The sequence below is a fragment of the Planococcus sp. CAU13 genome (genome assembly GCF_000775575.1).
Lineage (GTDB): Bacteria > Bacillota > Bacilli > Bacillales_A > Planococcaceae > Planococcus.
This window is the reverse complement of the sequence record NZ_JRGN01000069.1, coordinates 1-11631: the sequence shown is the minus strand read 5'-3', so window position 1 is coordinate 11631 and position 11631 is coordinate 1. Positions and strand designations below refer to the sequence as shown.

The following is an 11631-nucleotide window of genomic DNA, read 5'->3' as shown; positions in this document are numbered from 1 at the left end:
GCCGTTTCGTTCAGTCCGCTGTACAGCGGAGAATCGGTCCGAGGAGCTGTAGCTGTTCTGCATGATATGACCGAACAGCATAAGCTTGAGAAACTGCGTGAAGACTTCATCTCCAACGTGTCGCATGAACTGCGCACTCCGATTGCCATGCTGCAGGGTTACAGCGAAGCGATTCTGGATGACGTCGGGGCTTCTGAAGAAGAACGCCGCGAAATGACGAAAATCATCTACGAAGAATCACAAAGGATGGGGAGACTCGTAACGGATCTGCTGAACCTGGTGCGCCTTGAATCAGGGTATATGAGGCTCTACAAAGACGTTGTACAGCTCAATGGCGTCATAGAACGAATGACCCTGAAATTCTCCCAGGCGGCTAAGGAAAGTGGAATCGAATTGCAGTTTGAAACCGAACTTGACGACTGGACGGCTGTTGAACTGGATGAAGACAGAATTGAACAGGTAATGACGAACCTGATTGACAATGCCTTGCGCCATACTCCTGAAGGCGGCAAAGTCATAGTGAAAACTGAAAAACAGCAGGACTTTGCAAAGGTTTCCGTTAATGACACGGGTTCGGGCATCCCAGCTGAAGATCTGGCTTTTGTATTTGAGCGTTTCTACAAAGCCGACAAAGCACGTACACGGGGCAAAGGCGGTACCGGGCTTGGTCTGGCAATAGCGAGCAATATCGTAAAAGCGCACGACGGCGTGATCGAAGTTGAAAGCACACATGGAAAAGGGACTTCTTTCTATTTCCTTCTCCCTTTGAAAAAAATGTAACTTTATTCAGTATAGAACGACTAATTTAAAGAACGGGGGGAGTATATGAATGACTCCGTTTTCCATCGGCTGTATGATGAATTCCATCAGGATGTTTTTCAATTCCTGATTTATCTGGTCAAAAACCGCCATATCGCCGAAGATTTAATGCATGAGGTCTATATTCGTGTTTTTCGGGCATATGACCGATTTGAAGGGAAAAGCAGTGAAAAAACGTGGCTTTTTTCCATCGCAAAAAACGTGGCGATTGACCATTTCCGTAAAACTGCTGTAAGGCAGAGGCATTCCATGGAACATTTCGATTGGGAAACGCAGCAATTGACATCATCAGACCGCTTGCCGGAAGAAATCTCTTTATTGAATGAAGACAAAATTTCTTTATACAAAGCACTGGACACATGTACAGGAGACCAAAAAATGGTGATCATCATGCGTTTCTTCCAGGACCTGTCCATTGCCGAAACTGCTGAAATTCTGGGTTGGTCGGAAGGGAAAGTCAAAACGACTCAGCATCGGGCCATCAAATCCCTGCGCCATAAATTATCCGTAAAGGAAGGGGGATTGCAAAATGCCGAATAACAAATGGGACGATGACGACATCGAAAATTTGTTGAGGGATTTCCCCGCTATTAAAGATGAACGTCCGAAAGAAGAAGTATATAAACGCCTTAAAATCGCGCACGAGCCGCCGAAAAAATCCAGACCCTGGATTCCTTATTTAGTCGCGGCACTCGCTTTTATCACGTTTGGCGTCCTGCTCGCCTCCATGCTTGGCCAATACGGCGATGAAGGTGCTTTTGAAACGGGCAGTTCCGGCGGCACGGAAGAAAGTGCTGACACCAGTTCAACGGCAATGGAAAATAACGCCGAAAGTGAAGGCGAATCAGCCGAAATGGAAGCTTCGGATGCAGCAGACTCAGGACAGGATTCAGAATCGTTCAACTCGATGGAAAGTTCAGCTGTGCCGGACGCATCTTCCATCTATGCGGATGAACTCGATGATCAGACGCTCTTCACTATTGGGCTTACTGAAAATGCGCTGGTGATTCCTGTGTCCTTTATCATTTCGAATGACCGGCTGCTGGAAGACTTTGGAACAACCGAAGTGGACGCCATAGAACTTTATAACCGCTATGCAGCCGGGATTGATGAAGAAGCTCTCGGTTTCGACGATTACCACCCATACAGCGGCACGGTCAAAGGGACATCCGATGGAATTGAGCATGTGCTGCCGGAAGATCATGATTATGATATGGCATCCGCTGCCATGAGTGTCTATTTCAATTCACTGTCAGTAAGCTTTGAAAATGCTGCTGAAATTTCCGTTGTTGACGAAAACGGGGAGCCGAAAGTATTTGACCCGGCAGGGCCGGTCGAACCGTTTCAACCGGGGACGCGAAATATCGCTTATTATTCCTATACAGTCGCAAATGGCGACACCTATCTTGTGCCGGGCTTTAACATGCCTTACGAAAATGCAGCCGAAGCGCTCAATGCGATGAAATCATCATCCAGCGATCTTTTTCAATCATTGATTCCATCCGGAGTGGATTATTCAGTAGCCGAAACAGATCAAGGCGTTGCCGTGGAATTCAGCGACACTATCGATTTCAATTCCTACAGCCCGGAAGAAGCTTTACGCATGATTGAAGGGATGGTCCTCACAGCCGACTCATTCGGCAAAGAGCTGGTATTTTCCAATACCGCAGCATCGAGCTGGGAACGATTCGACTTTACTGAACCGCTGCCGGTGCCTGCAGGAATCAATACAAAGATTTATGAATAACTGGAGCCGGGGTGCATTGTAAGCAAAGATGTTTACAATGCACCTTTTTTCGATTATGATTATTCTGTAATAACAATAATATATCGATTCATCTTCGGGGCAGGGTGCAATTCCCTACCGGCGGTAATTGAACATTTGTTCATAAGCCCGCGAGCCGTAAAACGCAGGATTTGGTGAAATTCCAAAGCCGACAGTATAGTCTGGATGGGAGAAGGTGAAGGTGCGGACGTGTGTCGTTTACATTAAACGGAACGCTGTTTTTAAGTGTGCCTTTTCTCCCTTAAGTGATATTCGCTTAAGGGATTTATTATGTAACCGCATGATCCAAGCCTTTCTTCTGGTGAATCACGACAAGGAGAGAGGAATATGAAGAACAAAAAGTTACAGTCGATGATTGTAATAGGGATGCTGAGCAGTATTTCATTTATACTGATGCTTCTTAACTTCCCGCTGCCAGCATTGCCGGCATTTTTAAAAGTTGATTTCAGTGATGTGCCTGCTTTGATCGGCGCAATCACGATGGGGCCGGTTGCCGGTATCCTGATCGCATTCTTCAAGAATGTGCTCGACTGGCTGTTCCAGGGAAGCCCGACAGGCGTACCGGTGGGACATATGGCGAACTTTGTAACCAGCATTTTATTTTTCATGCCGGTCTACATGATCTACCGTAAAATTTCGACGAAAAAAGGGATGATTTTCGGTTTGGCGGCAGGCACTCTGTCGATGGCAATCGGAATGAGCGTCCTGAACTACCTGGTATTTCTGCCAATGTACACTTACTTCCTGAACATGCCCGCTGAAACCGGCGAAGCACTGTTCGGCACAATTGTACTCGGCATCCTGCCATTCAATTTGATTAAAGGCATCCTATTGACTGCAGTGGTTCTTCTGCTGTTCAGCAGTATGCATCGCTGGATCGAAAAGCAGCGGCTGTTTTATCAGTCCAATTAAAAATAACTCCAATGCCCGGTTATGGGCGTAAAAACAATAAGCCGACGGAAAAAAAGCAGCTGCTTTTCTTCCGTCGGCTTTTTTGCGCAAAAAAATACCCGGAAGAAAGAACTTCCGGGTGTTTGTTCGGATCATTTTTCATATATCAGTCTTCATATTTTAAAGGGTCGCCTTCAAAAGGGGCATCTGCAACTTTGATGGAGTCCGTCGGACAGCCTTCAAATGCATCTTCCATGTCTTCTTCCAGCTCATCTGGAACTTGAGTGTTCCCCATGTTATCATCAAGAATAACAAACGCAATTCCTTCATCGTCGTAATCATAAATATCCGGTGCCGCAGCTCCGCAGGCGCCACAGGCGATACAAGTGTCTTTATCGACAATGGTATACTTAGCCATAATCTAATTCCTCTCCTTTATCTCCGAACAAGTTCAGTTATACTATCGTAATTCATTCTAAAGGTGTTTGTTCAGTTTTTCAACAATAAACCGCTAGGGGGCGCAGTCTTGTTATTTGAAGATATTCTTATCACACTTTTAAAGGCAGTGGACGGCGAGCGGACGATTTCTTCTCCCTATCACTTATTGAAGGGCAAAAAGTCCGGCCAGACGCTGCAGGATATCGGCTATTATAAGCTTCATCCTTATTTCGGCATCCTGCCAAAGCTCGAAAAAGACGTTTATGACAGAGCGGTGCAGGGACTGTTCAAAAAAGGGCTGATTGTAACGGACGGCGAAGTTGTACGGATGACCGAGAAAGCTTCGGCCGTAAAACTGGCTCCGACATTACTGAACGGCTGGAAATTCCGCGGCAATGAACAATTGTTTATGGCGAGGCTGTCGCTTTTAGTCCAGACACTTTCGCATATCCACCAGAATAGCCGGGTTTTTGATCCTGTGGTCATCGCAGAAGATACACAGCAATGGGTCAAAAACTATTTGAAGAAAATAAATTACAGAGATTCTGCCAGCTGCAAAAACATCAAAGAGGGAATCGTTCAGAGCCTGAATGCTGTGGAAGTTGATGAAAGCAACAAGATGATTGTGCTGCAGCGGCTGTCCGGCCTGAAAATCGGCGGACTGACCTGGGAACAGATTGCCCGCGAAGAAAGCCGGTCAATCATTGATATCCAGGTGCAGGCGGTTGAAACGCTGCACGGCTGGATGGAAGTGATCGAAAAGGGGGACTTCCCATTGCTCCGCAGCCTCCTTGATGGTGTCATCCAGCATTCGGCACTGACAGAAACAGCCAGGCGCACGGAAGGCTATTTCAAAAATGGACGCACGCTGGAGGAGATAGCGGCACTCCGGGGCCTGAAGACCAGCACAATTGAAGACCATTTTGTTGAGCTGGCAATGAATGACCCGGGATTCGATATTTTGGGTTTTATGGAAGCTTCATTATATGCCAAAATTATTGCCGTCAGCCGTACACAAAATACAAAGAGGCTGCGGGATATAAAAGAAAACGTGCCTGAAGCAAGTTATTTTCAAATCCGGCTGGCTCTGGCGACAAAGGGGGAAATCCAATGAACCTGGAGAAAACGCTGTATGATGCATACGGTTTCACATCATTTCGGCCCGGCCAAAAAGAAGTGATTGAAAAGATTCTTTCAGGTGAAGACGTAATCGCTCTTCTGCCGACAGGAATGGGCAAATCGATGTGCTATCAGCTGCCGGCTCAGCTGCTGGAAGGAAGCGTGCTGATCGTTTCACCTTTACTGTCCCTGATGCAGGATCAGGTGGCGCAATTGAAGAAAATGGGTGAGAAATCTGTAACGGCAATCAACTCATTTTTGGATGCGCAGGAACGTTCTGCAGTGTTGAATAATCTGGGCAGCTATCGTTTCATTTTCATTTCCCCTGAAATGCTGGTGCAGCCTTATATTAAGTCGAAGCTAAGGGACATCCGGATTTCGCTGCTGGTGGCCGATGAAGCGCATTGCATTTCTCAATGGGGCTTCGATTTCCGGCCGGATTACCTCCGCATTTCGGAAATCCTGCCTGTTCTCGGCCACCCCCGCGTGCTGGCGCTTACTGCAACGGCCACCGCAAAAGTGACGGAAGAAATCAAACGGTATTTAAAGATTTCGGAACCTTTTATCTACAGCCATCCGATGGACCGGAAAAACATTGCCTACGACTGTAAGAAATTTTCAAACGGCCATGAAAAATTGGAATGGCTGAGGCAATTTGTCAAAACGAACAGTGGACCGGGAATCATTTACGCCGGAACCCGCAATAAATCTCAGCAAATATCGGAATTATTGAATCAGGCGGGTATAAGGGCTGCGTATTACCATGGCGGCATGGAACACCAGGACCGTATTTTTGTGCAGCAGCAATTTCAAAACGGAGAGCTTGAATGGGTATGCTCAACAAATGCGTTTGGAATGGGCGTCCATATCCCGGATATCAGGCACGTCATCCATTTTCAGATTCCGACTTCGATTGAAGGCTATGTACAGGAAGTGGGCAGAGCCGGAAGGGATGGAAGCCCGGCACTCGCCACATTGCTGTATTCGGCAGGCGACGAAGAAATGCTTGAGAGCCTTGTGCTGGACGACCTTCCTACCCGAAACGAAATCAGTGAAATATTCAGGAGTGAAGATGGCGGAGGCCAATTGGTGTCGCAGGGAATCGTCAGGCAAACGTCATTCAGGATCGTCTCATATTGGAAAACCCGGCTGACTGAGCAGCAGACCATCAGACAGATTGAACAGCAGAAAGTTGAAAAGATAAAACAATCTGCAAAAATCAAAAAATTGATAACAATTGACAGCTGCTTCAGGGAATATCTGCTGGACTGCTTTGACGAGCAGCTGGACAGTAAACCTGCCGATTGCTGCATTAACGATGGATTGGATTACAGCAAGTTTCTCAGCGGGCGCAAAACCATAGCTGCTGCAACAAAAACTGTGACCTGGCAAAACCGCCTGGATGCCATTCTTCCTTGTTAATAATACTGTTAATAATGTATTATTATGGCATTTACAAATGGGTCTTTTTTCGTCATAATGAAGTTATCAGACAAGAATGGGGTAATCAGTAGATGGATAAAAAAAATTATCGGGAATCCCTGGAAAAAGACCGCCAGGAAATCAGAGCGGATAACGGTACGAACCTGTCCCGCAGAGCGCAGCGGCAATCAGGAAATCAGCCTCCGGAAAAGCGCAGAAATCTTTTATTGCCTGTGCTGTTCTTTATTTTCATTCTCATACCTGTCGCCATCCTGATTTTTGTCGCGTTCATATATGAGCCGGACGATACCGAAATCGGCATGAAAAATGACAATGAAGTGAGCGTTGAAAACATTTCACCGCCTGAAGAAAATACAGTGATCGTTCCTGAAGAAACAGAAGAAGACGTGTCTGACGAAACAGGACAGGGGGATGATTCCCAGCCGGAAGAATCTGGAAGCAATGCAGAACAGCCTGAAGTAGAGGTTGAAGATGCAGCGCCGGAAGAGCCTGCAGAGAGTGCAACGCCTGCACCTCAGGAAACACCGGCCACGCCGGAAACACCAGCCGCAGCACCGGAAACGCCAGCCGGCAATGACAGCGGAAGTGCCAAGACGGTTGTTGTACAGGAAAACGAAACTTTATACAGGATAGCCGTCAATAATTACGGCGCATCAGGCGCAGGGGCAGCTGTGGAGAAGATCAAACAGGCAAACGGTTTAAGTTCCAATGACATTTATGTCGGTCAAACGTTAATTTTGCCCTGAATGAGGGTACTCATTAACTAGCAAGCGATTTTCCAATTGAAGCAAAAGACAGGAGTGAGAGAATGTTCGTAAAAAGTGCGATGATCAGAAAAGAAAAATGCTTTACCGTAAAACCGGAGGATTCTGTTCAAATTGGGCTGGATTTATTGGAAAAATATGAAGTTGATGCATTACCGGTCGTAGAAGGCACAGCATTCAAAGGTATTTTCACCTGGTACCATGCCTATAAAGCTTTTTTCAATTCCGGAAAAAGCAAGGAAGACTACATAAAATCAACGCAAATCAAAGACATACTGGTCAATGAAGATGTCTTCCTCAGCGTCAATGATGTTTATGAAAAAGCAATGGTGGAGTTGAATAATTTCCCTATCATCGCCGTTGTGGAAGAAGGAGAATTCCTTGGTATCGTGACCCGCTTCGATCTTGTCAATCAGCTTCAAAGTGCTTTCGGAATGAAAGAAGCCGGTTACCGGATCACGTTCACATCCGTTGAATCAGAAGGACGGATTGGCCGTCTGGGTGAACTGATTGAGAAATACAAAGAATCGGTCATCTCACTCGTGACGTTTGATGAAACTGACAAAGTGGTACGAAGGATCGTTTTGAAAATCCATAAAAAAGACAATATCGATAAATTTGTCAAAGAACTTGAAAGATCCGGATTCCGCGTACTGGATATTTCAGAAGATTAATAGGAAAATAAAGAGGCATGAGCATAATTTGCTTATGCCTCTTTATTGATTGGAGAAGTGGTGCATATGAAATACTTTTTCGGTACAGGATTTGCAGCAACTGCGGCGCTGCTTCTTTTTATGTACAGGAATGCGGGCAATATCAAAGAAAAAAACCATGTCATCCGTTTGGATACAGCAACCGGGTTTAAACCGTTCCGAATCCTCTTTATTGCCGATATCCACAGAAAGAAACTCCCGGAAGCTCTTGTTTCGCGGCCGGTTGATGCGGTCATTATCGGTGGTGATCTGACCGAAAGAGGCGTTCCGCTTCGGAGAACCGCCGATAATTTAAGGATTTTGACTTCGGCTGCTCCCGTTTATTATATCTGGGGCAATAATGACAGGGAAGTGGGCGAACGCAACCTGCGTAAGCTGATGAAGCATTTCGGCGTCCATGTACTGGACAATCAGGCGATGGAATTATTGGGTCAGCCGAATCTGAAGGTCGTTGGAATTGATTACTTCAGCAGAGGGGAAGCTAAAATTGAAAAAGCTTTTTCCACAGTCGGCGAAGATGATACCGTCCTCTTTGCATCGCATACACCGGCGATCTTCAAATACTTGCGAAAAGACGGAAAGGCTGATTTTATGATGGCCGGACATACGCACGGCGGGCAGATCAGACTGGGCAGATTCGGGCTTTATGATAAAGGTTCAATGAAAAGGACGGATGCCGGCTATGAACTGGTGACCAACGGCTACGGCACAACTTCCTTGCCGCTGCGGCTGGGTGCTGAAGCAGAGTATCATGTGATTGATGTATATCCGAATGAAAAATTACAATAGGCAGGAGTTGGGTGGTATGGAAACAACAGATGTCGTTATCATCGGCGGTGGCCCCTGCGGTTTATCTGCCGCCATTGAAATACAGAAAGCTGGACTGCGCGCAGTTGTCATTGAAAAAGGAAATGTGGTCAATGCCATTTATCAATATCCGACCCATCAGACTTTCTTCAGCACCAGCGAGCGTTTGTCGATCGGCGGCATTCCGTTCATAACGGAAGAAAGAAAGCCGAAACGTAATCAGGCGCTGGTCTATTACCGCAATGTGGTATCCATGACAGGGATCGATGTCAGGCCTTATGAAACCGCCATTTCGGTAGAAAAAGAAAATGATTTTATTGTCCGGACCACTAAGAACATGTACCGTTCCAAATACCTGGTGGCAGCGACAGGCTATTACGACCAGCCGAATGTGCTGGATGTCGAAGGAGCGGAACTTCCGAAAGTGATGCATTATTTCAAGGAAGGCCACCCTTATTTCAATCAGGACGTACTCGTCATCGGCGGGAAGAATTCCGCGGTGGACGCTGCTCTCGAGCTGCATAAAGCCGGCAGCCGGGTGACCGTTTCCTACCACGGTACGAGTTACTCGAAAAGCATCAAACCATGGATTCTTCCGGAATTCGATGGCCTCGTGCGAAAAGGCGAAATCCGGATGCTGTTTGACTCCATAGTGGACCGGATTTTAGAACATGAAGTGGAACTGACGGTGGATGACCGGAAAGAATTCATAAAAAATGATTTTGTTTTTGCCATGATCGGCTATCATCCGAACCATGCCTTTTTGCAGAGCATGGGAATTGTGGTGGACCCGGAAACCGGACGCCCTGAATACGACGAGAATACCATGGAAACCGGAGTGGACGGCCTGTTTGTGGCGGGTGTCATAGCAGCAGGCAATAACGCCAATGAAATATTCATCGAAAACGGCCGCTTCCACGGGGAGCAGATTGCCGCTGCGATTCGTTCAAAAGAATTTTCGGGGTGATTTTTGGAGCCGTTTTAAAGAAAACAGCAGCAATGTCGAAAGGAGCTCAGTTCTTATGAAGAAAAAAGTATCGCTGATTACGACAGGCGGGACCATCGCTTCCCGTGAAATTTCAAAGGGCCTGCTGAAATCAGGGGCCATCTCAGGGCAGGAACTGGCGGAATTATGCCAGCTCCCAGTCGATATTGAAGTAAAGGTAATCGATCTTTTCCAATTGCCGAGCATGCATATCGGTTTTGAACAGATGTTTGAAATTCAGCAGGCTGTCGAAATGGAATTTTTGGACGAATCGGTGAGCGGGGTGGTGGTGACGCATGGCACTGACACATTGGAGGAAACGGCTTTTTTCCTTGACTTGACGGTCAATGACAGTCGTCCGGTTGTAGTGACCGGTTCTCAGCGTGCGCCGGAGGAAGTGGGCACCGATGTTTATTCGAACCTGCGCAATTCCATCAATGCGGCCGTAGACACGATGCTGCACGATGTAGGGACCGTCGTCGTATTCAACGAAAGAATTTATTCGGCAAAATACGTTAAAAAAGTGCATTCGAGCAATCTTCAGGGATTCGACAGTTTTGGCCACGGGTATCTGGGCATCATCGACAATGACAAGGTGCGTGTTTATCAGAAGCCCATATCGCGGGAAATACATAAAGTGGTAGACAGCCTGCCGAGAGTGGATATCGTAAAATGCCATTCCGGCCAGGATGGCTATATTATCGATATGCTCGCCAAAGGCGGTTCGAAAGGGATTGTCCTTGAAGCTGCCGGGCGGGGGCAGGTGTCTCCTCACATGGTCGAATCCATCAGCAACGCCGTAGAAGGCGGTGTTTTTGTCATTCTTACGACGAGTGCCGAAGAAGGCAATGTATATCCGTCCTATGGATATCCGGGAAGCGCACATGATCTTTTGTCAAAAGGCGTCTTATTGGGAAGGGATTACGACAGCAAGAAAGCGCGTATAAAACTGGCGGTCGTGCTCGCTTCCACAGAACCTGTCGACAAACGGACATTTTCCATTTAACAGGAAGCAATTTGGATTAACGGCTAAAAATTCGCAATATATCGTGATATACTGAAAGTACTATGAGCAAAGGAGCATCACTATGATTATATTATTGACTGCAGCGATAGCTCCTAGCCTTGCATTATTCAGTTATTTCTACTTGCGGGACCAGTTTGCGCAGGAGCCGTCGAGATTATTATTCAACAGTTTTATGTACGGGGCTGTGCTGACATTTCCAATCCTGTTTACACAATATGTTTTCGATGAAGAAGGAGTCTTTAATACGGTTTTCACATCGGCCATTCTGTTCCCCAGTATAATAGAAGAATTTTTTAAATGGCTGGTTGTGCTGATCGCCATTTTCAGGCACGTCGATTTCGAAGATCCCTATGACGGAATTCTTTATGGCGCCAGCATTTCCCTCGGATTTGCCACTGTCGAAAACATCCTTTACCTCCTTGAATTTGGAACGGATATCGCTTTTATAAGAGCATTGCTGCCGGTTTCAAGCCATGCCCTGTTCGGAGTGGTCATGGGCTATTATTTTGGCAAAGCCAAATTTTCGTCTGATGGAGGGGTTGAGCACAGATGGCTTTTCCTGGCTCTGATCATCCCATTTATGCTCCACCTTATTTATAATTCCATCGTCCGCTACAATGACAATCTGCTGCTTGGCGCCGTTCCTTTCATGCTGTTTTTATGGTGGTTCGGACTGCGCAAAGTGAAGCAGGCCCATCTGCTTTCTCTCAGCCATTACCATGAGCAGAATTCAAGGCTTCCCTAATTTCATTTAATAAAATACCGGTCCGGTTTTCCGGGCTTTTCTTGTTTCCAGAATCCAGAGGCCCAGCTCTTCGGGATATAAGTCAAACCAGCTG

Annotated in this window: 13 protein-coding genes and 1 riboswitch; of the genes, 12 read left to right on the top strand and 1 reads right to left on the bottom strand. The window is 46.6% G+C overall.

From position 1 onward, the window contains the following. From KW93_RS03080 to KW93_RS03065, 4 genes are all read left to right on the top strand, one after another. On the top strand, nt 1-780 hold a 780-nt coding region (locus KW93_RS03080; protein ID WP_033541499.1), incomplete at its 5' end, for a sensor histidine kinase. 45 nt (nt 781-825) lie between these two features. Next, complete coding sequence (sigX, locus tag KW93_RS03075) at nt 826-1359, top strand: RNA polymerase sigma factor SigX (protein ID WP_033541498.1); 534 nt, start codon at nt 826-828, stop codon at nt 1357-1359. Beyond that, nucleotides 1349-2566 (top strand): hypothetical protein, encoded by a 1218-nt coding sequence (locus tag KW93_RS03070; RefSeq protein ID WP_033541497.1) that lies wholly within the window; start codon nt 1349-1351, stop codon nt 2564-2566. Before sigX ends, KW93_RS03070 begins: the two co-directional genes overlap by 11 nt. Before the next feature lie 86 nt (nt 2567-2652). Next, nucleotides 2653-2786: riboswitch (FMN riboswitch) on the top strand. 146 nt (nt 2787-2932) lie between these two features. After that, nucleotides 2933-3517: an ECF transporter S component gene (locus KW93_RS03065; protein WP_033541496.1), complete on the top strand. Its 585-nt coding sequence runs from the start codon at nt 2933-2935 to the stop codon at nt 3515-3517. Between the two features lie 145 nt (nt 3518-3662). Here the strand turns inward: KW93_RS03065 and KW93_RS03060 are convergent, their stop codons facing one another. Beyond that, nucleotides 3663-3914 (bottom strand): ferredoxin, encoded by a 252-nt coding sequence (locus KW93_RS03060; RefSeq protein WP_033541495.1) that lies wholly within the window; start codon nt 3912-3914, stop codon nt 3663-3665. A gap of 108 nt (nt 3915-4022) precedes the next feature. On the opposite strand from KW93_RS03060, the gene KW93_RS03055 reads away from it, so the two are divergent. The 8 genes from KW93_RS03055 (at nt 4023) to prsW (ending at nt 11537) form a co-directional block, all read left to right on the top strand. Further along, nucleotides 4023-5048 (top strand): helix-turn-helix domain-containing protein, encoded by a 1026-nt coding sequence (locus KW93_RS03055; protein WP_033541494.1) that lies wholly within the window; start codon nt 4023-4025, stop codon nt 5046-5048. Continuing rightward, nucleotides 5045-6475 (top strand): RecQ family ATP-dependent DNA helicase, encoded by a 1431-nt coding sequence (locus KW93_RS03050; protein WP_033541493.1) that lies wholly within the window; start codon nt 5045-5047, stop codon nt 6473-6475. Before KW93_RS03055 ends, KW93_RS03050 begins: the two co-directional genes overlap by 4 nt. 92 nt (nt 6476-6567) lie before the next feature. Beyond that, the gene (locus tag KW93_RS03045; protein ID WP_033541492.1) at nt 6568-7242 is read left to right on the top strand and encodes a LysM peptidoglycan-binding domain-containing protein; all 675 of its coding nucleotides are present in this window, start codon (nt 6568-6570) and stop codon (nt 7240-7242) included. 62 nt (nt 7243-7304) lie between these two features. Next, a complete protein-coding gene (locus KW93_RS03040) occupies nt 7305-7934 on the top strand; it encodes a CBS domain-containing protein (protein WP_033541491.1) in 630 nt (209 codons plus the stop codon). Nucleotides 7935-8000: 66 nt separating this feature from the next. Continuing rightward, the gene (locus tag KW93_RS03035; protein WP_033541500.1) at nt 8001-8762 is read left to right on the top strand and encodes a metallophosphoesterase; all 762 of its coding nucleotides are present in this window, start codon (nt 8001-8003) and stop codon (nt 8760-8762) included. Beyond that, the gene (locus tag KW93_RS03030) at nt 8746-9747 is read left to right on the top strand and encodes a YpdA family putative bacillithiol disulfide reductase (protein WP_268809834.1); all 1002 of its coding nucleotides are present in this window, start codon (nt 8746-8748) and stop codon (nt 9745-9747) included. Before KW93_RS03035 ends, KW93_RS03030 begins: the two co-directional genes overlap by 17 nt. A 55-nt stretch (nt 9748-9802) precedes the next feature. Then, entirely contained in the window at nt 9803-10771 is a 969-nt protein-coding gene (locus KW93_RS03025; RefSeq protein WP_033541489.1) for an asparaginase, read from the top strand. Nucleotides 10772-10853: 82 nt separating this feature from the next. Next, the gene (gene prsW / locus KW93_RS03020) at nt 10854-11537 is read left to right on the top strand and encodes a glutamic-type intramembrane protease PrsW (protein ID WP_033541488.1); all 684 of its coding nucleotides are present in this window, start codon (nt 10854-10856) and stop codon (nt 11535-11537) included. Nucleotides 11538-11631: the final 94 nt, after the last annotated feature.